This is a genomic window from Allochromatium vinosum DSM 180, from assembly GCF_000025485.1.
In the GTDB taxonomy this organism is placed as follows: Bacteria; Pseudomonadota; Gammaproteobacteria; order Chromatiales; family Chromatiaceae; genus Thermochromatium; species Thermochromatium vinosum.
The window spans coordinates 1-20,847 of the sequence record NC_013851.1; the positions used below are offsets into that span (position 1 = coordinate 1).

Genomic DNA, 20,847 nt, shown 5'->3' on the forward strand with positions numbered 1-20,847 from the left:
AAAAGGGCTGGAAATTTAGGCAATTTTTCATCCAAAGTCAATCGAAACGCGCGTCCGATTGGTTCGGGCTGTGGATAAGTCCGCGCAAGGGCGCTAGACTTGCACGTTGGCTCAGGGAGCGAACCCACGTCCGGCCGCCCTGCTCGCCGGCGCCCTCATCCAGTTCCAGTCCTTCGCAATCATCCGGGCGGCGCCGTCGCGCGCGCCGCCGCATCCGAACCGAGACGACGCATGTCGGGAAACGCCGTGGCCCTGTGGGAGCACTGTATCAATCAATTGAAGGCCGAACTGACGTCCGCCGAGTTCAATACCTGGATCCTGCCCCTGCAGGCGCGTGTGGATGGTCCCTTGCTCAGGCTGCTGGCGCCGAATCGATTCGTGCTCGACTGGACACGCAAGCATTATGCCGATCGTCTGCTCGAGCTCTGCGCGCGCCACAGTCAGGGTGAGGTTTCGGAGATCCATTTCGAGGTCGGCGAGTTCGCACGTGAGTCCGGTCCCGCGAAAGGGAAGGGCGCGCGCGCCGGCTCGAAGGCCTCCGTGATCGACTCGGATCTCGCCACGCGCCGCGCCGCGGCCAACCTGAACGCCGACTTCAATTTCGATACCTTCGTCGAGGGCAAGTCCAACCAGCTCGCGCGTGCGGCCTCGATCCAAATCGCGCGCAATCCGGGCGGTACCTACAATCCACTGTTCATCTATGGCGGCGTCGGGCTGGGCAAGACCCATCTGATGCACGCGGTCGGCAATGTCATCCTGGCCTCCAATCCGAGCGCGCGGGTCGTCTATCTGCACTCCGAGCGCTTCGTCGCCGAGATGATCAAGGCGTTGCAACACAATCGCATCGAAGACTTCAAGAAGACCTATCGCTCGGTCAACGCGCTCCTGATCGACGATGTGCAGTTCTTTGCCGGCAAGGAGCGCTCGCAGGAAGAGTTCTTCCATACCTTCAACGCACTGCTGGAGTCCGGGCAGCAGATCGTGCTGTCCAGCGACCGCTTTCCCAAGGAGGTGACGGGGCTGGAGGAGCGTCTGCGCTCGCGCTTCGGCTGGGGGCTGACGGTGGCCATCGATCCGCCGGATCTGGAGACCAGCGTGGCCATCCTGCATTGCAAGGCCACGCAGCTCGGCGTGGAACTGCCCGAGGACGTGGCCTTCTTCGTCGGGCGGCGCATCCGTTCCAACATCCGCGAACTCGAGGGGGCGCTCAGGCGTCTGGTGGCCAACGCACACTTCACCGGCAAACCGATTACGCTGGAGTTCGCCAAGCAGGCGCTGCGTGATGTACTCGTGGCCCAGGATCGACAGGTCAGTCTGGAAAACATCCAGCGCACGGTTGCCGACTACTACAAGTTGCGCACCTCCGATCTGCTCTCGGCCAAGCGCAGTCGCTCGCTGGCACGCCCGCGCCAACTGGCGATGGCGCTCGCCAAGGAGCTGACCAAGCACAGTCTGCCCGAGATTGGCCAGGCTTTCGGTGGGCGGGATCACACCACGGTTCTGCACGCCACGCGTAAGATCAAGAGTCTGCGTGAGAGCGACGCGACGATCGAGGAAGATTACCGGAACCTACTGAGAATGCTGACGCTGTAGCGCGACTCCATCCGACTGAATCGACACACTATCCCTATACTCAATGGCTAGCCTGCCAAGCTAGCGCTATCCATCTCCGCGAGATCATGGAGCCACCGATGGAATTCGTTGCCAACCGAGAAATCGTCCTGCCCGCGCTCAATAAGGTGATCGGCGTCGTCGAGCGCCGTCAGACCCTGCCGATCCTGGGTAATCTGCTCGTGGTCGCCCGCGCGGGGCGCGTCACCCTCACGGGTACCGACCTGGAGGTCGAGGTCAAGACCAGCTTCGAGGCCGAGATCCAGCAGGAGGGCGAGACCACGATTCCTGCCCGCAAGCTGGTCGACATCTGCCGCAATCTGAGTGAGGGCGCCGAGATCCGTCTGCGCGTCAAGGATGAGCGTTGTGTCGTCACCTCGGGACGCGGACGTTTCACGCTCGGGCTGCTGCCGGCGGCGGATTTTCCGACCATGGATCTGGAGGAGGGCGGTTTCGACTTCCAGATCCAGGAAAGCCAGCTCAAGCGGTTGCTGGACAAGACCGCCTTCGCCATGGCGCAGCAGGATGTTCGTTACTATCTGAACGGTCTGCTGCTGGAGCTGCATGCGACTGTCCTGATCGCGGTGGCCACTGATGGACATCGGCTGGCCAAGTTCGTCACCCCGCTCGATCTGACCCTGGACACCGAGCGTCAGGTGATCGTGCCCAACAAGACGGTCATGGAACTGAAACGTCAGCTAGGCAGCTCGGACGATCCGATCTCTATCCGTCTGAGCGAGCGCAGTCTGCGCGTGGTGGTCGGTGCCATGACCATGACCTCCAAGCTCGTCGACGGCCGCTATCCCGAATACGAACGTGTGATTCCGGGCCATAGCGGACGCACGGCCACGGTCGAGAAGGATGCACTCAAGCGCGCGCTCTCACGCACCTCGATCCTGTCGAACGAGAAGTATCGCGGCGTGCGTCTGAGCTTCGATCCGGGCACGCTCAAGTTGCTGGCGCACAACCCCGAGCAGGAGGAGGCCGAGGAAGAGATCGAGCTGGAGTACGACGGCGAGCCGATCTCCATCGGTTTCAACGTCGCTTATTTGATGGATGTGCTCGGCGTGATCGACGAGACCGCAGTGATCATCCATTTTCAGGATGCCAACGGTAGTTCGATCTGGCGCGGCGTGGGGGGCGAGAGCGAGACCTTCGTCGTCATGCCGATGCGGCTGTGATCCGTCTCCGTGTGCTGATTCGAACGTCCTGATCCACGCTATCTGGAGGAAGGTTCCACGTGGAACATTCGGACGCCGTTTCAGAGTTTCCCGGTCCGGCGTTTCACGGATCACGCTCGATGTTCCACGTGGAACATTCGGGCGTGGATCCGGAACCTGGACTGCGCTCACTTCGAATCGAGTCGCTGCGCAACATCCGGCGGCTCGACCTTGCTCCCGATACGCGGACCCTGTTGCTGACAGGGGCCAATGGCGCCGGCAAAACCAGTGTTCTGGAAGCCATCTACCTGCTCGCGCGCGGCCGAACCTTTCGTGGAACCAAGGCCGGGCCGCTCACCACTCAGGGCGAATTCTACACGCGTGTTGAGGGACGCTATCAGCCGTCCGACCGTGACGTGGTGCGCCTGCGCTATGTCAAGGAAGGAGCCACGGCCGTGCGTGACATCCATCCGCCGCTCTGGGCGGAGACAGGCGGTGCGGATTGGCGTTCACCCTTGCAGGTCAAGCTGGTCGGCGAGAACGCCCAAATCCTGCTCGATGGCGACCCGAGTCTGAGACGTCGCTTTCTGGACTGGAATGTGTTCCACGTGGAACATCGCTTTGCCCAGGTTCAAAAGGATTTCACGCGCGTTCTGATGCAACGTAATGCGGCCATTCGTTCGGGTGGCAGTCAGCTTGGGCTATGGGATCGCCGTTTCATCGCGCTGGCCGAGTCCGTGGATCGGCAGCGCGCTGCGTTCCACGCTGAATGGCGCACGTGCTTTTTGGATCTGTGCGGCGACTATCCGTTTTTGCATGGAACCGATTTGCGCTATCGGCGCGGCTGGCCGGATGGTCGAGAGCTGGGCGAGACCCTGGTCGCGCTGGCCGATCAGGAGCTGGCGCGCGGCTACACCCTGGCCGGCCCCTCTCGCGCCGATTTTCGCATCGATCCGGGCGAGGGGCGGCGCGGCTTTTCGCGCGGACAGACCAAGATTGTGGTTGCGCTATTGCAACTAGCCGCCGAGCGCGTCCATCGCGCCCATGGGCGTGAGCCTGTGATCTGGCTGCTCGATGACCTCGAAGCCGAGCTGGACCGAACCCTGGCTGAGCGTCTGTGGAGCGCCTTTGGCGCCACGGGCAATCAGGTCATCGCGACGCGCGTTGCGACCGATGGCGATCCGGGGATTTTTGGCAATACCGAATCCTTGACGATGTTCCACGTGGAACATCCCGGCTGAGGTGTTCGAGACCATCCAGACCGAGATGGCCGAACAAGGTAGGCGAGTGCTAGCGATAGAACAGCGACACGATCGTCAGCCCCGGTGCGCTGGAATCACCGTGAACATAGTGGAGCGAGGCCGTGCGATAGTCGGGCCAGTCCCAACCATAGACCGACTGGCGTCGATCCTGACTGTGTGGTGGTCCAAGTGCGCGCGAGACCGCCGGGAGCAGGGCGCGGGTCTGATCCGGACCGGGGATCTGGAGCAGAAGCGAGGCGACACGCGGACTGTCGGGATGGGTTTCGACCTGGATGGCGACGGCGCCGTACCGCCCCTCGAACGCCGCGCATCCGGGGTTGATGGGGGCGACAGGGTGCAGATAGTCCAGTCTCGGCAACGGCTGATCCTGGCGAATGTCGCTGAGGATCCGCTCGACTTCGGCGGTGGAATCGGCCTGAACGGTCCCGAAGGTCAGGAGCATGAGCAGCAAGCCCCACAGCGCCCCGCTTGACAGTGTCGTGAATGGCATGTGTTCTGTTCTCCAGTGGTCTTGTCGTGATCGTGCGTGGAATACCTCAGCCACCCGGTCCGGTCTGATCGTCCTGATCGCGCATCAGCAGCGACAGCAGACGTCCGCGTGCCGCCCGCCACGCCAGCCAGGACAGATACCCCAGCGCCAGGAGGCCGAAGCCGAGCAACGCCCAGTCGGCGTCGGAGAAAACCTCGTAGTGACGGTAGCGTTCCGACGGGCGGATGTAGGAGACCCGCTCCTCCAGGGAGGCCATCACCAGGGACGCCAGGATACCGGCATTGACCAGCAGCACGACATAGCCGAACAGCGGAATCAGCCACAGCGTCGCCAGCGCAAAGGCCATGACCAGGATCGGCGCGAAGAGGTCCAGGTCGAATTCATCGTGCACGGTGAACAGGATGAAGGCCGCCAGCAGGATCAGCATGGAGTGCCCCAGATAGGACGGCAGGGGTGAGCGCGCCGGCGTTCGCTCGGAAGTGTGGTGCTGGCTCATGAAATGGCGTGCCAGCGCCTCGATCTGCACGAAATTCTCGGGTGTGCAGTAGACCTCCATCAGCGGTCGCCAGGCGTTGCGGAAGATCAGCCGATGGGCACGCGGTTGGACCTGGAGGCTGAAACCGCCGCGCCAATCGAGCCGCTCGCTCTCACGGGCGCGGGCGGTCAGTCCGGCGCCCGTTGGGCCGGGTTGTCCGCTCGCCGCGCCGCCGAGTACGGTGAGGCGGTTGACGAGCCGACTGGTGCGGTCGATGGTCTCCTGGTGGATCCCTTGGGCATCGAGCGTATAGCGCGTGCGCAGACGGTTGCCGAAGACGATCAGGGCGATCAGCACGAAGCTGACGAACAGACCCACGCCGACCAATGCAAAAAGTCCCGCCAGGGCCGGAATGCCGTCCCACTCTCCCTGGGCGGCCAGAATGACGCTCATGAAGAGGCTGGGAATCAGCGCCGCCAGTCCGGCGACCAGGGCCAGTGTCTTGAGCAGACGCGGGTTGGTTGCCAGTGGGATGTCGATCTCCCAGCGGATCTGGGGAGGAGGTGGTTTCATGGATTACGGGTCTCGAAGCCGATGAGCGTCATGGCGTCCTGCGAGCGGTGATGGCGTATCGGCCTGGATTGGCCGTCAACCCACCTGAATCCTGTCTCCATATCCGGTCATTTCCAGATAGCCGCGCCCGATCTCGCGTCCGGCCTCGAGAATATGAATCGCGCCCTCCCAATACAGGGTGTTCGTTGAGCGACGACTGTCGAGCTCCTGGTCGTCCATCAGCGGGCGGAGGTCGTAACGACGACCGCCGATACGCAGGCTCCACTCGACCGGGTACTCGATGCCGGTGCGTGGCGACCGCCAGCGTCGAAGCGGGAGCCATTCGACCTGCTCCGGTGCAAGCGACCGAGTACGGCCATCGGGGAAGCGCCGAGTAGCCCCCGCCCAGAGTGCTGTGCCGTCAGGTCGACGCATTCGAAAGGCCATGAGCGCGCCGCCATCATCCAGGTTCAGGCCGACCCAATCCCAGCCGTCGGCGCCTTCCGGGCTGTAGGCGCTCGACCATTCGTGATCCATCCAGGCGCGCCCGCTCACGGCGTGTCGGCGACCGTCGAGCGTCAATTGACCCTCGACCTGCAAGTGTGGCCGGCTGTAATAATAGCTGGCATGGCGTGGGTCGGGCGCCTTGCGGCTGAACCCATGGTCGCCGTTGAGCATGGGCGCTCCAGTGAAGGCCAGCCGGAGGTCATAGGCGAAGTCCTCCGCATTCACACGCGTGGCATAGTGCTGATCGCTTTGCTCGAACGACCAATCATCGAGCCAGACGTGCGTCCGATCCGTGGCGTATCCAGCGCGTTCGAAGCCCACGCGGGCGGCGCGTTGATCGTGACGCAAGCGGCCCAGTCGAGGATCGGCGATGGCCGCATGGGCCAGTAGCAGCTGGCGTGGAGCGAAGGCGCTCGGGTTGTCCTCACCGATTCCGGTACGCACGCGGAAGAAGGTGATCTGAAAGCCGAGTGGATCGTCGTCCGCTCCCTTGAGCCAACCGGTCACATACCACCATTCGGTGCGGAATCCGGGGTGGGCTCCCTCATCGTCCGGGAAGCGGAGAACGCGACCGGGGAGTACGGCGTCGAAAGCGATCGCCGGGTCGGTCTCCGCGCCGGCAGAGTCGGTGGCCGGCGCAGTCGCCGCCACGATGCGGGTCAGGGGCAGGCCGGCGAGAGCCAGCAGACAGGTGCGTCGATGCATCACCAATCCTCACGTACGGCCAGCACGGCATCCTCGCGCATGGCCTGCCGGCCAGCGAGCACGGCGGCGAGGCTGGCCAGGGTGGCGAGCGTGCCGGCAAATACCAGGAGTGACAGCCAGGGGACGCTCAGGTCCATGCTCCAGTGAAAACTCTGACGATTCACGACCTCGATCAGAATCCAGGCAATGGCGCCGCCGACCGTCAGTCCGCCAAGTATCCCGACACCGGCCGCCAGACTGCCTTCGAGAGCGAGCAGAACGCCGATCTGACCGCGCGTCAGCCCCAGGTGGCGCAGCAGACCGAACTCCCGACGCCGCGCGGCCGCGAGCGCGGCAAAGCTGGCGGCCACACCGGCCAGACCAATGATGACGGCGGCGGCCTCCAGAACATAGGTCACGGCGAAGGCGCGATCGAAGATTCTCAGGCTGATGGCGCGTATCTCACCTGGCACCGTGACCTCCAGTGCACCCGAACCGCCCGCCGCCTTGAGTGCCTCGGCCACGCTGAGCGTGTCGACACCGGGCGCCAGCCAGATGGCAGCGTCCTGCGCCGAGTGATCACCGCTCAGGCGCCGGTAGTCGGCGAGATCCAGCATGAGACTGCCGGTCTGGCGTGCATAGTCGCGCCAGATCCCGGCGACCTGGACCGGCACCTCGGAGCCGGCCAGTGGCAGCCGAACACGATCACCCGGACGCCAGCCCTGGAGGTCGTGCAGCGCCTCGGAGATCCAGATCGCCGTCTCGCCCTCGGCTACCGCGTGGGCCGAGCCGACCAGCGGGAGTTCGCGTCCATCGGGCGACACGGGTCGGGCCAGCAGCGCGACCGGCGGTTGGCCGGAGGCCAGTCGCAGACTCTCATGACGGGTGAACTCGATTCGAGCCACACCGGGTACGTCCGCGAGTCGCGCCTGTAGCGCTTCGTTCAGAACACCGCCGCTCTGGGCGCGTCCGGCGCGCAGATAGAGGTCAGCGGGAAGGATCTGGCCGAGCCAGACATCGACCGATCCACGCAGCGAATTGACCATGATCGCCATGGCGACCACCAGGGCCACACTGGCGAGGACGCCCGTGGCGGCGACCGCACTCATCCCAGGGGCGGCCCGCAACCGGGCGGCGGCAAGCCGCACAGGTACCGGTCCCCGCAGCGGCACGACCCGCGCGAGTCCGGACGCGAGCATCGGCAGCCACAGGATGCTTCCCGCCAGCAGGCCGAAGATGGCCAGGTAGCCGCCGATCGGCAGTCCCTGGATCGGAGGCAGGGCACAGAGCGGCAGACCCGCCGCCATCAGTATGAGTCCCAGTCTGGGGTATCCACGCCGCTGGGACAGGACCGAATCGTCAGTGGCTTTGAGCGCCTGGGCCGGCGCGATGCGGGCGGCCTCGCGCGCCGGGAGCCAGGCTCCGGCCACGCCCGCCCCGACACCGAGCAGGACGTACACCCCAGTGGCCCAGGGGTCGATTCTCAGGGTCGGCGACAGGCCGGCGAAGAATCCAGCCCCCAGATCGCCGCCGAGAAGCCTGAGCAGACCGAAGGCGAGACCATGACCGAGCATGACACCGACCACCGCGCCCAAGAGTCCAACGATCGCCCCTTCTGCCAGCAGCCAGGCCAAGAGCTGACGGCGGCCCACACCGATTGCGCGCAGGAACGCCAGCTCAGTATGCCGCCGCACGACCGACAGCGCTTGCGCCGAGAAGACCAGGAAGGCGCCTGTCACCAGTGCCATGGCCGCCAGCAGGGTGAGATTGACCCGGTAGGCGCGCGAGAGATTCGACGCCTGGCCCTCGGCGGCTTGCGGGACTTCCAGCCACACGCCCGCCGGCAGCCGTGGCTCCAGCACGGCGCGGGCGGCCTGGACGTCGAGACCCTCGACCAGTCTCAAATCGATGCGCGTCAGCCGCCCGATCCGGGCGAAGTGTTTCTGAACCGCCGCGATGTCCATGACGGCGAGCCGGCGATCTTCGGCGGCTCCCGGTATATCGCCGGCCACCCGTAGCTCCAATGGCTGGGAACCGGCATAGACGCTCAGCCGGTCGCCGGGTTTGACCGCGAGGGCCGTCTGAGCGGCAGCACTGAGAAAGAGGCTGTCTTCGGCGAGGGCTGCAAAGCGCGCCTCATGCCCGGATTGACCTTCGATCTCTGCCGGGCGCGGCCAGAGCGCGGGCGTGACGGCGCCGATCACGAACAGATCGAGGCCAAGGAGGCGGAGCGTATCCGTACTGCCGATGCGTTCAGTCCAGACTTCCAGCACCGGACTCGCCTGCGCGACCTCAGGGCGTGCCGCCAGTTGCGTATAGAGCGCCTCGTCGAAGCCGCCGCGCGGCCCGACGACCTGGAGGTCAGCGGCTCCCGCCAGGGTTCGCAGGCCGCGACCGAACTCAGTCAGTGCGGCTTGGTTGACCGCCTGCACCGCCATTCCGAGCGCGACCCCCAGCGCGATAGCGGCGAAGGACAGAAGCGTCGCGGCGCGACGCCGCGTCAGCGAACCGAAAAAGACGGGGGCGAGCCTCACTCGTGCAGTCCTTCTGGCGTGAGCTGCAACACGCGATCGGCGCTCCTGGCCGCTTCCGGGGAGTGCGTGACCAGGATTCCCATGGCTCCGGCGCTACGGATCCGCTCGCCCAGCAACCTCAACACGCGAGCCGCGTTGGTGGGATCCAGGTTTCCCGTGGGTTCGTCGGCCAGAATCAGGCGTGGCTTGTGTGCCAGAGCGCGGGCGATCGCGACGCGCTGCATCTCGCCCCCGGACAGCTCGCGTGGCCAGCTCTCGGCACGGTCGCCCAACCCCACGGCGTCGAGCAGATGCTCGGCCTGACGATCCGCCCGCCGGCCGCCCTGACCCTTGAGCCAGAGCGGTAGAGCCACATTCTGACGCAGTGTGAGATGCGGCAGGATATGGAACGCCTGGAAGACGAAGCCGAGTTTGTCGCGCCGCAGGCGTGTCAAGGCGTCCTCGTCGAGCGCCGCGTAGTCTTCGCCGTCGAGCACCAGACGGCCGCGATCGGGCCGATCCAGACCGGCGATCACATTCAACAGCGTGGACTTCCCGACGCCGGACTCGCCGGTGATGGCGACATATTCACCAGGCTTCAGACGCATTGAGATGCCCTGAAGGACCGGGCGGCCATTGAACTGGCGGTAAAGGTCGCAGATTTCGAGCATGGAGGCTGTGGAGAACCGGGGCGGATGGAGGGCGCTTGGCCACGACATCCCATAGGGTGGTGTCACGATCACGCAACAACAAGACCACCAGGATTTGCCGCCGTCCTCTCGTGCATAAGGTCGCGCGTTGGGTGTTGTCCAGCAGGCGACCGGAATCAACAGGGGGAGGGCGCATCAGTCATGATGCCTCCTCGACTTCGAGCAAGAACAGAATTAGCACTCCCCTTGACAGAGTGCTAACCCGTTGCTACGTTACATAATGCAAGCGGTCGCCCACATGGGGGCCGTGGAACCGGCGGTTCGACCGAACGCCAAATCGTTGTTCATATTGCTCACTGGAGAATATGTCATGTCCACACTCGACTTCTCACCGCTGTTTCGCTCCATGATCGGTTTCGATCGTCTGGCCAATGCGCTGGAGACGGCCTATCGCACCGAGCCGGGCGGCTATCCGCCCTACAACGTCGAGCTGCTCGACGAGAATCGTTATCGCATCACGCTCGCCGTGGCCGGCTTCACCGAGGCCGAACTGGGCATCGAGGCCAAGGAGAACCTGCTCACCGTCACGGGGCAGCGTCAGGCGAACGAGAGCGAGGGTAACTTCCTCTATCGCGGCATTGCCAATCGCGCCTTCGAGCGCCGCTTCCAGCTCGCCGACTATGTGAAGGTCCAGGAGGCGCGTCTCGAGAATGGTCTGTTGCACATCGATCTGGTCCGCGAGGTGCCCGAGGCGATGAAGCCGCGGCGCATCGAGATCCGCGCAGCGGGTGCGAGTCCGGCCATCGAGCATGCGTCGACTGAACGGCCGAAAGCCGCCTGAGGTCTGCGCACCTGACAGGTCGACTCATTCAGGCCGGGGTAGCCCGGCCTGTTCGCGTTTAGGCGTCAAGCTGTTCAGCGGCAATTCAGCTTGCCGGATCAGACTACTCCTCTCTTGGTCAATCATCTGGTCAACGAGGCCCTGGTCATCACCATGACGCCTGTCGCTCATCTGTCATGCCTCCTTCTCATCAGTGCGCTGACCTTCAATGTCTCGGTTCTGGCCGATCACCTGGATCACGACAGCGTCAAACGTCTGCGTGATGACGGCCGTATCCTGTCGATGTCCGAGGTGATGCGACGGGCCGCACGGATTCGGCCGGGGCAGTTGCTGGAGGCGGAACTGGATCGGGATGACGGGCGCTATGTCTACGAGATTCTCATCCTCGACGCGACAGGCCGGGTCCATGAACTCGAACTCGATGCCGCCAGTGGCGTGCTGATCGAATCGTCGTACGACGACTGAGCGGGAGACATCAGCGATGCGCTTGTTACTGGTCGAAGACGATCCCGCACAGATCGCCGCCCTGTTGCCGGCTCTGAATGCTGCCGGCTTCGCGGTCGATCAGGCGCAGGATGGTGCGATCGGCGAGCGCTTGGGCGAGACCGAACCCTATGACGTCATCGTGCTCGATCTCGGTTTGCCCAAACGGCCCGGCCTGGAGGTGCTACGGCACTGGCGTGCCCGTGGTCTGAGCCTACCGGTCCTGATATTGACCGCGCGCGATGCCTGGCCTGAGCGTGTCGACGGACTCAAGGCCGGCGCCGACGACTATCTGGGCAAACCCTTTCATGTCGAGGAGCTGATCGCACGTCTCAATGCCCTCACACGCCGCGCGGCGGGCAACCTGCGCCCGGCGCTTGCCGTCGGCGGTCTGTCGCTCGACGCGGATCGACAGCAGGTCATCTGCCCCGACGGCGAGGTTCGCGAACTGACCGGAACCGAGTTCCGGCTGTTGCGCTATCTGATGCTCAATCCAGGGCGCATCCTGTCGAAGGCGCAACTCCTGGAGCACGTCTATGAGCTGGAGGCCGAGCGGGGCGACAATCTGATCGAGGTCTACATACGGCGCCTGCGCGAGAAGATCGGTCGCGATCGCATCCAGACCCTGCGCGGTCAGGGATACCTGTTGAAACGATGACCTCTCTGGAAGGCCGACTCCATCTGGGACTGGCGCTCAGTCTGGCGCTGCTGATCGGCAGTGCCTGGTGGCTCGGGCACGCCGCCCTGCATCACACGGCCAACGCCTTCGTGCTCTCGCGTCTGGAGCACGACGCCGAGGGACTGCTCGGTGCGCTCAGGTTCGATGCGCCGGGTATCCCGCGTCTGGAATCACCGCGCCTGACGCCCGTCTATGAGCAACCCTACTCGGGACACTATTTCGTCATCGTTCCGGCGACGGGCGAGCCTCTGCGCTCACGTTCGCTGTGGGATACGGATCTCGAGAGTCCAGCGCTTCAACCCGGAGAGACACGACACTGGACGTTGCAAGGGCCGAACGAACAGTACCTCGTGGCCTGGGCGGAAGGCTACCGCTTTGGCGATCGCGATCTGGTCGTGGTCATGGCCGAGGACATCAGGCCACTGAGTGCTGAGCTGCGTCACTTCGAGCGCCTGTTCGCGATCATGGCGGTGGCAGGGTTGCTGCTGAGTCTGCTGATCCAGCGCCTCATCGTGCGCCGCGCCTTCGCCGGACTGCGGCCCATCTACCGCGACATCGAGCAGCTCGAACACGGGCGTATCGTCACCCTGAGCGAAGACGTGCCGCGCGAGATGCAGCCGTTGGTGCGCAAGCTCAACCGTTTGCTGGTTCTGCTCGGTCAGCGTCTGGAACGCTCGCGGACGGCGGCAGGCAATCTGTCGCACGCGCTCAAAGGTCCGCTGGTGCTGCTGCGCCAGTACCTGAGTGATCCCAAACTACATCTGACGCCCGAGACGCGCGCCGGACTGCTCGATCAGGTCGAGCATCTGCGCCGGATTGCTGAGCGTCAGCTCAAGCGCGCGCGTCTGGCTGGGGCGGGCGGTGTGGGTGAGTTCTTCGAGCCAGCCGCCGAGCTACCGGTGCTCAAGCGCCTGCTCGAACGCATCCATGCCGGGCGGGCGTTGCGGATCGATCTGGAGTGCGTGATCGATGCGCCCCTCGCCCTTGATCGCGAGGACATGCTGGAGCTGCTCGGCAATCTGCTCGACAACGCCTGCAAGTGGGCGCGCGAGCGCGTGCGCGCCCGACTCCATGTCGAGGCCGGGACACTGGTCTTGCTGGTCGAGGACGATGGTCCGGGCTGTTCGGAGGATGCCATCGCCGACATCACCGAACGCGGGGTGCGACTCGATGAAGAGGTCGGCGGGCATGGTCTGGGGCTGGCAATCGTCAAGGAGATCGTCGCCGGCTATCAGGGGGTTCTGGGCTTCGAGCGCGCGGGTGAACTCGGTGGGTTGCGCGTAGATGTCCGGTTGCCGCTCCAGGACCAGGGACTCGACGGACGCTGACCGATTCAGTTTGGTTTCAGCTTGGCGCTCTAGCATGGCGCCATGGACTCACATAGCCCTCTCACATCAAAGACCGGTCATCGCCGCCGAGCGCGGCTGATCCTGTTCTGCCTGCTCCTGACTTCGGCCACGGCGAGCGCCGGCACGCTGGGCGAGGCGATCGACTCGGCGCTCGATCTGGAAGGCCAGCGTGCGCGGGTCGGTGCGCTTCGCGACGAAGGCGAGGCCACGCGCCGTCAGGCCGAAAGCCTGGTGGCCGGCGATCCGGGACTGCGCGTCAAGCACCTGAGCGATCAGGCGATCGCGAACGAAGGTGCCTACGAATGGGAGGCGATGGTCGAACTGCCGCTCTGGATGCCGGGACAGCGCACGGCGCGTCAGGCCGTCGCCGCCGCGCTCGGCGAGCAGGCCGAGACGCTCGCCGGACTCCTGCGCTGGGAGATGGCCGGACGGGTGCGCGAGGCGGTCTGGAACGCGCGTCTGACCCAGGGTCGGGCCGATCAAGCGGCTCAGGCGCTGGCGAATGCACGCGCCCTGGCGACGACGGTCGACAAGCGTCTGGCGGCCGGCGATCTGGCGCGCGTCGATGCCCTGGTGGCCCATCAGGCCGTGCTCGATCGCGAGGCCGAACACCAGTCGGCGCGGATGGAGGCCGAGGAGGCGCTCGCGCGCTATCGCCATCTGACGGGACAGACGACTCTGCCTGACGACAGCGATGAGGCCGTGCCACCGGACCTGAGCGACCAGCTTCCGCCCGATCATCCGCTCATGCGCGAGGCCGACAGTGCCGTCGGGGTCGCGCGTCGTCAGCGCGACCAGGCGCGCAGCGAACGCACCGGCCATCCCGTCCTGAGCCTGGGTACCACAGTCACACGGGACGCGCGCGGTGCCGATCAAAACACCGCGCTCCAGCTCGAACTCTCCATTCCCTTTGGACTCGCCAGCCAGTCCGCGCCAAGCATCGCCGCCGCCGAACGGGTCTATACCGAGCAGGCCAGCGAACGCCAGAGTCTGCTCCGTCAGGCCGAAGCCGAGCTCATCGCCGCACATCTCGGCCGGCGCGGTGCTGCCGAATCGCTCGCGATCGCCGAACGGCGCCAGGAGGCTGCGCGCGAGGCGTTCGCCCTGGTGCGACGCGCCTTTGAACTCGGCGAGGCCGATCTCACGACCCGGCTACGCGCCGAGGACAGCGCCCGCGAGGCCAATGTCGCGCTGGAATTGCGACGCCTCGAACAGGGCCGCGCCCGCGCCCGACTCAATCAAGCCCTGGGAGTCATTCCACAGTGATGCCGACGACTCGATTCAAACGGGCGTGGCCCGGTCTGGCGCTCTTGTTCCTGCTCGCTCCGCTCGGCGGCCGGGCGGGCGACACCATCCCCATGAGCGCCGAACAGCAACAGGCGTTCAAGATCCAATGGACCGCGCCCCAGGCCGCCACCGAACAGCATTCACGCCGGTATCCCGCCGCCGTGGTCGTCCCCAATCCGCAACTGCGGGTGGTGGCCGCGCCCTGGAGCGGTGTGCTCGAACGTCTGCGGGTTGCCGAGGGCGAGGTGGTCAGCGCCGGTCAGATCCTGGCCGAGTTGCGCAGCCCCGCCTTGATCGAAGCCCAGAGCGCCTATCTGGAGTCGCTGATCCGGCTCGAACTCGCCGAGCGTGAGCGCAACCGTGACCGCACACTCCAGCGCGAGGGACTCATCGCCGAGCGGCGCTCGGTCGAAAGCGAATCCAAATACCGCGAACAGGCGACCCTGGTCGATCACAAACGCCAGTTGCTCGAACTCGCCGGACTCTCGGCCGAGGACATCGCGACCCTGACCCGGACCCGGCGTCTGACCAGCGTGCTGCCGGTCCGTGCCCCGATCGGCGGCGTGGTCCTGGAGCAATTGGTGAGCACCGGCCAGTCGGTCGACGGCGCCACCGCGCTCTATCGTCTCGGCGATCTCGATCCGCTGTGGCTGGAGATCCATGTCCCCGCCGACCAGGTCGCCGGTCTCCAGATCGGCGCGCGGGTGTGGCCGACCGCCCAGCCGGATCTCGCCGGACGGCTCATCACCATCGGTCAGTGGGTCGACGAGCGCGATCAGGGCGTGGTGGTGCGCGCCGAGATCCACGATCCGAGCGGCCAACTGCGTCCGGGGCAGTTCGTGGAGGTGCAGTTGGCGACCGCGACGGCGACCGAGGCGGCAGGCTGGCGGCTACCGGCGGCGGCCCTGGTGCGTCAGGGTGCGGAGGTCTACGTGTTCGTCGCCCGTCCCGGCGGCTTCGAGGCGCTGCCCGTGACCCTGATCGCCCGCGAGGAACAGGACGCCGTGGTGAGTGCGGCCGCGTTGAGCACCGAGGATCGCGTGGCCATCACCGGCGTGGTGGCGCTCAAGGCCGCCTGGCTGGGAGGCGAGTGATGCTCGCGCGTCTGATCCAGTTCGCGCTCACTCAGCGGCTGCTGATGCTGCTGGTCGTGGCGCTGCTCATCGGCGGCGGCTGGCGCGCCGTTCAACTCACGCCCATCGACGCCTTTCCCGACGTCTCGACCACTCAGGTCAAAATCATCGTCAAGGCGCCGGGCATGACTCCCGAGGAAGTGGCCGCGCGCATCACCAGTCTGATCGAGGTCGAGATGCTGGGTCTGCCGCGTCAGACCATGCTGCGCTCGATCGCCAAGTACGCGCTCACCGACATCACCATCGATTTTGCCGAGGGGACCGACATCGTCTGGGCACGCCAACAGGTCGCCGAGCGGCTCAACAGTGTCTGGGGCAATCTGCCCGAGGGCATCGAGGGTGGGATCGCGCCCATGACCACGCCCCTGGGCGAGATGTTCATGTTCAGCATCGAGGGCGGTTCGCTCAGTCTCGCCGAGCGGCGCGACCTGCTCGACTGGACCATCCGTCCCGCCCTGCGCTCGGTGCCCGGCGTGGCCGACGTCAACGCGCTCGGCGGTTTCGTGACCACCTTCGAGGTGGTGCCGGACAATGCGCGGCTGGCGGCGCGCAGCCTCAGTCTGGAGCAGTTGCGCGCCGCCATCGCGGCCAACAATCGCAACGACGGGGCCGGCCGGCTCGACGAGGGCGAGGAAGTCCTGCTGGTACGCAGCGCCGGCGCCATCCAGACGCTCGACGACCTGGGCGCGATCGTGGTCGGCGGCGACACCCGCCAGCCGGTGCGCGTGGCCGATATCGCCGAGGTCCGACTCTCGGCCCTGACCCGCTACGGCGCCGTGACCCGCAATGGTCAGGGCGAGACGGTCCAGGCGCTGGTGCTGGCGCTGCGCGGCGCCAATGCGCGCGCCCTGGTCGACGGTATCCAGGCCAAGCTCGACGAACTGGCGCCCAGCCTGCCCGAGGGCGTCAGGCTCGATGTCTTCTACAACCGTGGCGTACTGGTCGAGCGCGCGGTCCAGACCGTCTCCAAGGCGCTGATCGAGGCCACGATCCTGGTCATCGTGCTGCTGGTGCTCTTTCTCGGCGACGCGCGCGCCGCTCTGACCGTGGCCCTGATCCTGCCGCTGGCGGCGCTGGCGACCTTCATCCTGATGCAGCAGTTCGGACTCTCGGCCAACCTGATGTCGCTCGGCGGACTGGCGATCGCCATCGGTATGCTGGTCGATGCCGCCGTGGTGGTGGTCGAGAACGTCGTCACCCAGCTCGCTCAGAGCGGATCGGGTCGGCGTCTGCCGCGCCTGCACCTGATCTATCGCGCCACGCGCGAGGTGGCGGTGCCTGTGTCCTCGGGCATCCTGATCATCATCATCGTCTTTCTGCCGCTGCTGACGCTCCAGGGTCTGGAAGGCAAGCTGTTCGTGCCGGTGGCCCTGACCATCGTCTTTGCGCTCGCCAGTGCGCTCCTGCTCTCGCTCACTGTCATCCCCGTGCTGGCTTCCTATCTGCTCAAGGCCGGGCACGGCGAGCACGAACCCTGGCTGCCGCGCATGCTCGGGCGTCTCTATGCCCCGGTGCTGACGACGGCTCTGCGTCATTCGCGCTGGGTCATCGCCGCCGCCATCCTGCTGCTGGTGGTCGCCGGCTATGTCTACACCCTGATCGGCAAGGCGTTCATGCCGACGCTCGACGAGGGCAACCTGATCGTGCAGCTCGAAAAGCTGCCCTCGATCACCCTGGCCGAGTCGATCGCCATCGATCAGCGGGTCCAGCGCGCCATTCTCGAAGAGGTGCCCGAGGTCGAGTCCATCGTCGCCCGCGCCGGCTCGGATGAACTGGGCCTCGATCCCATGGGTCTCAATCAGACCGACAGCTTCCTCGTGCTCAAGCCGATGGAAGAATGGCGCGTGCCGGACAAGGAGGCGCTGGTCGAGTCGATCCGCCGGGTGCTCGAACGCTTCCCCGGTGTCGAGTACGCCTTCACCCAGCCGATCGAGATGCGCGTCTCGGAGATGCTCACCGGCGTGCGCGGCGATCTGGCGGTCAAGATCTTCGGCCCGGACCCGGCGCGGCTCGACCAGCTCGCCGAGTCGGTGGTCGGCGTGCTCCAGGGCCTCGACGGCGCTCAGGATGTCTACACGCCACGCAACGCGGGTGCGCAATATCTGAATCTGGTCGTCGATCGTCTGGAGACCGGACGGCTCGGCATCGACGCCGACACGCTCGCCGGGACGCTGCGCGCCCAGGTCGAGGGCGTCACGGTCGGCACCGTCTATCTGGAAGGCAAGCGGCGACCCGTGGTGATCCGCGGCCCCGAGGATCTGCGCCAGTCGCCGGTTCGCTTCGCCAGTCTGCGCGTGGCCCCGCCCGAGGGCGGCTCGGTTCCGCTGACCAATCTGGCGCGACTCGAGCGCATCGAGGGGCCGGTGGCCCTGACCCGCGAACGCGGCAACAATCTGTCGGTGGCTATCGCCAACGTCGGGGGGCGCGATCTGGTCGGTTTCGTCGAGGAGGCGCGGCGCGCCGTGAGCGCGCAGGTCGAGCTACCGCCCGGCTACTGGCTCGAATGGGGCGGCGAGTTCGAGAACCAGCAGCGTGCCGCCGCGCGTCTGGCGCTGGTGGTGCCGATCGCCCTGGGGCTGATCTTCCTGGTGTTGTTCTCGACCTTCGGCTCGGTCAGTCAGGCGTTGCTGGTGCTCTCGAACGTGCCCTTTGCGCTCATCGGCGGGGTGTTCGCGCTGGCGCTCACCGGGGAATATCTCTCGGTGCCGGCCTCGGTCGGCTTCATCGCCCTGCTCGGTATCGCGGTGCTCAACGGCGTGGTGATGCTGACCTATTTCAATCAACTGCGCGCGCTCGGGCGACCGATGGACGTGGTCGTGGTCGAGGGCGCACAGCGGCGTCTGCGTCCGGTGTTGATGACGGCCAACATCGCCGCCTTCGGACTCGTGCCACTGCTGTTCGCCACCGGCCCAGGTTCAGAGATCCAGCGCCCGCTGGCCATCGTGGTCATCGGCGGCCTGCTCAGCGCGACCCTGCTGACCCTGATCCTGTTGCCCATCCTCTATCGGCGTTTCGGTGATCGGCAGCGCGTGAAGCGCGCCTCCGCGCCGCCCGCCGTAGAGCAAGGGGCCACCGCCACCCAGCCGGGAGACATCGATCATGTCTGACACCGTGCTTTATCTGGTCATCCCGCCGCGCGCCGAGGATCTGCTGACCGAATGGCTGCTCGAACGCGAGGACGTGCCCGGATTCACCAGCCTGCCGGTGTCCGGTCATGGTTCCTCGGAGTCCTCGATGAGTCTCGCCGAACAGGTCGCGGGGCGCAGTCGGCGGGTGCTGTTCATGCTCCATCTGCCGCTGTCGGTCGCCGAGGCGCTGCTGGCGGCGCTGGCCGAGGAGTTCCGGGGCGGCGATCTGCATTACTGGCTGGTTCCGTCCTTGAAGGCCGGGCGGCTCAATGCCTGATGGGATGCGCTCGACACCGAGCCTGATCCATTCAATGACGATGACAGAAGGTAAGACACCATGCGTTTGAAGACCCACTCGATCATGGCCGGCCCGCTGGCCCTGGCCCTGCTACTCATGAGCACCACTCCGGAGGCGGCGAGTCCGAGCGCGTCGCTCAGTGTCGACCGTTCGTCATCGAGCCGCTTCACGGTCGGATTCGTCCAGGTCGACCCGGACGCGGCGGCGTCCACCCTGACCGTGCGTGGGACGGTCAGGCCACGGATTTCGGCGCGCGGCGCCATTCCAGGGCAGGTGCATATCACAGTTCTAGACGCCGAAGGGCGCACGCTGGCCGAAACCGATGCCAGCCTGATGCGTCGCAATCGTCAGGCGCAAGCGGCACATTTCCATGCGCAACTGGCCATCGATCCGCCTCCCGGCAGCCGGGTGCGCGTCGAGCATCGACTCGACCGTCCTTGAGTCGGTCGGGCTGGGAGGCCATCCTGAAGCCCGACGATGTGTTGGTGAACATGATCGACGAGGATGGTATGCAGACGACAAAGCGGACGAAGCCGATTCACTCCTTGACCCTGGCCGGCCTCCTGGCCGCCGCACCGATCGCCCAGGCCGACGCGGATCTGGTGGCGCTCGGCAAGGCGCTCTTCTTCGATGCCACGCTCTCCGAGCCGCCCGGACAGTCCTGCGCGAGCTGTCATGCGCCGATCGCCGGCTGGACCAGCCCGGACAGCGCGCTCAATGCCGCCGGCGGTGTGCATGAAGGCGCGGTCGCCGGACGCTTCGGCAACCGCCGTCCACTGATGGCGGCTTACGCCAGCTTCAGTCCGCCGCTGCATCTCGATGGCGAGGAAGACCATTTCGTCGGCGGCAATTTCTGGGATGGTCGCGCCACCGGCTGGCTGCTCGGTCATCCGACGGCCGAACAGGCACAGGGGCCGTTTCTCAATCCGGTCGAACAGAATCTGACGGATGATGCCGAACTCGTGCGGCGTGTCTGTGCCGGACCCTCGGGCGGCGCGCTGCGTGCCTGGTTCGGCGAGTCGGCGTGTGCCAATCCGACCGATGGTTTCAACGCCATCGCCCAAGCGTTGCTGGCCTTCGAATCATCGCCGGAGATGAACGCCTTCAGCTCCAAGTACGACTACCACCTCAAGGATCCGCAACGCTATCCGCTCACCGAGCAGGAACAGCTCGGTCTGATGCTCTTCGAACGCAAGGACAAGGGCAACTGTGCCGCCTGTCACCCGCACACCCCCGGATCCAATGGCGAGCCGCCGCTCTTCACCGACTTCACCTATGACAATCTCGGTGTCGGGCGTAACCCGGACAATCCCTGGTACCGGCAGAACGAGCGCAACCCCGAGGGTGCGGCCTGGCGTGATCCCGGACTCGGCGGCTTCCTCAAGACGGTGCCGCGCTTCGCCGATCGCACCGGGGAGAACCTGGGCAAGTTCAAGGTGCCCAGTCTGCGCAATGCCGATCTTCGGCCCTCTGAAGGCTTCGCCAAGAGCTACATGCACAACGGCGCCCACAAGAGCCTGGAAGAGGTCGTCCACTTCTACAACACCCGCGATACCAAGCCGGTGTGCGAGCGGATCGACGCGCCCGAGCCGGGCCAAAACTGCTGGCCCGAGCCTGAGATCGCCGCCAACGTCAACACTGATGAACTCGGCAATCTCGGTCTGAGCGCCGAGGAGGAAGCGGCCATCGTCGCCTTCATGCGCACGCTCAACGATGGCTGGAGTCCTCCGAAGGATTGAACCAAA

The 20,847-nt window shown here is 65.7% G+C and carries 18 protein-coding genes; 13 read left to right on the forward strand and 5 right to left on the reverse strand.

What is annotated here, in order from left to right; genetic code table 11:
* Nucleotides 1–231 precede the first annotated feature (231 nt).
* The 3 genes from dnaA (at nt 232) to recF (ending at nt 4,012) form a co-directional block, all read left to right on the forward strand.
* Entirely contained in the window at nt 232–1,593 is a 1,362-nt protein-coding gene (gene dnaA / locus ALVIN_RS00010) for a chromosomal replication initiator protein DnaA (protein WP_012969249.1), read from the forward strand.
* A gap of 98 nt (nt 1,594–1,691) precedes the next feature.
* Complete coding sequence (gene dnaN, locus ALVIN_RS00015; RefSeq protein ID WP_012969250.1) at nt 1,692–2,792, forward strand: DNA polymerase III subunit beta; 1,101 nt, start codon at nt 1,692–1,694, stop codon at nt 2,790–2,792.
* A gap of 143 nt (nt 2,793–2,935) precedes the next feature.
* Nucleotides 2,936–4,012 (forward strand): DNA replication/repair protein RecF, encoded by a 1,077-nt coding sequence (gene recF, locus ALVIN_RS00020; protein ID WP_012969251.1) that lies wholly within the window; start codon nt 2,936–2,938, stop codon nt 4,010–4,012.
* A gap of 49 nt (nt 4,013–4,061) precedes the next feature.
* On the opposite strand, the gene ALVIN_RS00025 is transcribed toward recF, so the two are convergent.
* From ALVIN_RS00025 to ALVIN_RS00045, 5 genes are all read right to left on the reverse strand, one after another.
* Entirely contained in the window at nt 4,062–4,523 is a 462-nt protein-coding gene (locus ALVIN_RS00025; RefSeq protein WP_012969252.1) for a hypothetical protein, read from the reverse strand.
* A 46-nt stretch (nt 4,524–4,569) separates the two neighbouring features.
* Complete coding sequence (locus ALVIN_RS00030; protein ID WP_012969253.1) at nt 4,570–5,571, reverse strand: hypothetical protein; 1,002 nt, start codon at nt 5,569–5,571, stop codon at nt 4,570–4,572.
* Between the two features lie 75 nt (nt 5,572–5,646).
* Nucleotides 5,647–6,762 carry a lipocalin-like domain-containing protein gene (locus ALVIN_RS00035; RefSeq protein WP_012969254.1) on the reverse strand — a complete coding sequence of 372 codons (1,116 nt, stop codon included), beginning with the start codon at nt 6,760–6,762 and terminating at the stop codon, nt 5,647–5,649.
* Nucleotides 6,762–9,275, reverse strand: a complete 2,514-nt coding sequence (locus ALVIN_RS00040; protein WP_012969255.1) for an FtsX-like permease family protein — start codon at nt 9,273–9,275, stop codon at nt 6,762–6,764. Before ALVIN_RS00040 ends, ALVIN_RS00035 begins: the two co-directional genes overlap by 1 nt.
* Nucleotides 9,272–9,925: an ABC transporter ATP-binding protein gene (locus ALVIN_RS00045; protein ID WP_012969256.1), complete on the reverse strand. Its 654-nt coding sequence runs from the start codon at nt 9,923–9,925 to the stop codon at nt 9,272–9,274. Before ALVIN_RS00045 ends, ALVIN_RS00040 begins: the two co-directional genes overlap by 4 nt.
* A 349-nt stretch (nt 9,926–10,274) precedes the next feature.
* Between ALVIN_RS00045 and ALVIN_RS00050 the strand changes: the two genes are divergently transcribed.
* The 10 genes from ALVIN_RS00050 to ALVIN_RS00095 all read left to right on the forward strand — a co-directional run bounded on the left by ALVIN_RS00050 (nt 10,275) and on the right by ALVIN_RS00095 (nt 20,841).
* Entirely contained in the window at nt 10,275–10,745 is a 471-nt protein-coding gene (locus ALVIN_RS00050; protein WP_012969257.1) for an Hsp20 family protein, read from the forward strand.
* Nucleotides 10,746–10,859: 114 nt separating this feature from the next.
* Nucleotides 10,860–11,210, forward strand: coding sequence for a PepSY domain-containing protein (locus tag ALVIN_RS00055; RefSeq protein ID WP_012969258.1), 351 nt, complete (start codon nt 10,860–10,862; stop codon nt 11,208–11,210).
* Between the two features lie 16 nt (nt 11,211–11,226).
* The gene (locus ALVIN_RS00060) at nt 11,227–11,886 is read left to right on the forward strand and encodes a response regulator transcription factor (protein WP_012969259.1); all 660 of its coding nucleotides are present in this window, start codon (nt 11,227–11,229) and stop codon (nt 11,884–11,886) included.
* Entirely contained in the window at nt 11,883–13,235 is a 1,353-nt protein-coding gene (locus ALVIN_RS00065; protein ID WP_012969260.1) for a sensor histidine kinase, read from the forward strand. Before ALVIN_RS00060 ends, ALVIN_RS00065 begins: the two co-directional genes overlap by 4 nt.
* A gap of 42 nt (nt 13,236–13,277) precedes the next feature.
* Nucleotides 13,278–14,522: a TolC family protein gene (locus tag ALVIN_RS00070; protein ID WP_012969261.1), complete on the forward strand. Its 1,245-nt coding sequence runs from the start codon at nt 13,278–13,280 to the stop codon at nt 14,520–14,522.
* The gene (locus tag ALVIN_RS00075; protein ID WP_012969262.1) at nt 14,522–15,637 is read left to right on the forward strand and encodes an efflux RND transporter periplasmic adaptor subunit; all 1,116 of its coding nucleotides are present in this window, start codon (nt 14,522–14,524) and stop codon (nt 15,635–15,637) included. Before ALVIN_RS00070 ends, ALVIN_RS00075 begins: the two co-directional genes overlap by 1 nt.
* Nucleotides 15,637–18,783 carry an efflux RND transporter permease subunit gene (locus ALVIN_RS00080; protein ID WP_012969263.1) on the forward strand — a complete coding sequence of 1,049 codons (3,147 nt, stop codon included), beginning with the start codon at nt 15,637–15,639 and terminating at the stop codon, nt 18,781–18,783. Before ALVIN_RS00075 ends, ALVIN_RS00080 begins: the two co-directional genes overlap by 1 nt.
* On the forward strand, nt 18,776–19,081 hold the full coding sequence (locus ALVIN_RS00085) for a DUF3240 family protein (RefSeq protein ID WP_012969264.1): 306 nt from the start codon (nt 18,776–18,778) through the stop codon (nt 19,079–19,081). Before ALVIN_RS00080 ends, ALVIN_RS00085 begins: the two co-directional genes overlap by 8 nt.
* Nucleotides 19,082–19,141: 60 nt before the next feature.
* A complete protein-coding gene (locus tag ALVIN_RS00090; protein ID WP_012969265.1) occupies nt 19,142–19,543 on the forward strand; it encodes a hypothetical protein in 402 nt (133 codons plus the stop codon).
* 104 nt (nt 19,544–19,647) lie between these two features.
* Nucleotides 19,648–20,841, forward strand: coding sequence for a cytochrome-c peroxidase (locus ALVIN_RS00095; protein WP_223295233.1), 1,194 nt, complete (start codon nt 19,648–19,650; stop codon nt 20,839–20,841).
* Nucleotides 20,842–20,847: the final 6 nt, after the last annotated feature.

What these genes read in the sequence shown, in the direction of transcription:
- dnaN (WP_012969250.1), top strand. Translation starts at nt 1,692, where the DNA reads ATGGAATTCGTTGCCAACCGAGAAATCGTCCTGCCCGCGCTCAATAAG.
- ALVIN_RS00050 (WP_012969257.1), top strand. Translation starts at nt 10,275, where the DNA reads ATGTCCACACTCGACTTCTCACCGCTGTTTCGCTCCATGATCGGTTTC.
- ALVIN_RS00080 (WP_012969263.1), top strand. Translation starts at nt 15,637, where the DNA reads ATGCTCGCGCGTCTGATCCAGTTCGCGCTCACTCAGCGGCTGCTGATG.
- ALVIN_RS00075 (WP_012969262.1), top strand. Translation starts at nt 14,522, where the DNA reads ATGCCGACGACTCGATTCAAACGGGCGTGGCCCGGTCTGGCGCTCTTG.
- ALVIN_RS00045 (WP_012969256.1), bottom strand. Translation starts at nt 9,925, where the DNA reads ATGCTCGAAATCTGCGACCTTTACCGCCAGTTCAATGGCCGCCCGGTC.
- ALVIN_RS00085 (WP_012969264.1), top strand. Translation starts at nt 18,776, where the DNA reads ATGTCTGACACCGTGCTTTATCTGGTCATCCCGCCGCGCGCCGAGGAT.
- ALVIN_RS00025 (WP_012969252.1), bottom strand. Translation starts at nt 4,523, where the DNA reads ATGCCATTCACGACACTGTCAAGCGGGGCGCTGTGGGGCTTGCTGCTC.
- ALVIN_RS00060 (WP_012969259.1), top strand. Translation starts at nt 11,227, where the DNA reads ATGCGCTTGTTACTGGTCGAAGACGATCCCGCACAGATCGCCGCCCTG.
- ALVIN_RS00030 (WP_012969253.1), bottom strand. Translation starts at nt 5,571, where the DNA reads ATGAAACCACCTCCTCCCCAGATCCGCTGGGAGATCGACATCCCACTG.
- ALVIN_RS00035 (WP_012969254.1), bottom strand. Translation starts at nt 6,762, where the DNA reads ATGCATCGACGCACCTGTCTGCTGGCTCTCGCCGGCCTGCCCCTGACC.
- ALVIN_RS00065 (WP_012969260.1), top strand. Translation starts at nt 11,883, where the DNA reads ATGACCTCTCTGGAAGGCCGACTCCATCTGGGACTGGCGCTCAGTCTG.
- dnaA (WP_012969249.1), top strand. Translation starts at nt 232, where the DNA reads ATGTCGGGAAACGCCGTGGCCCTGTGGGAGCACTGTATCAATCAATTG.
- ALVIN_RS00090 (WP_012969265.1), top strand. Translation starts at nt 19,142, where the DNA reads ATGCGTTTGAAGACCCACTCGATCATGGCCGGCCCGCTGGCCCTGGCC.
- ALVIN_RS00070 (WP_012969261.1), top strand. Translation starts at nt 13,278, where the DNA reads ATGGACTCACATAGCCCTCTCACATCAAAGACCGGTCATCGCCGCCGA.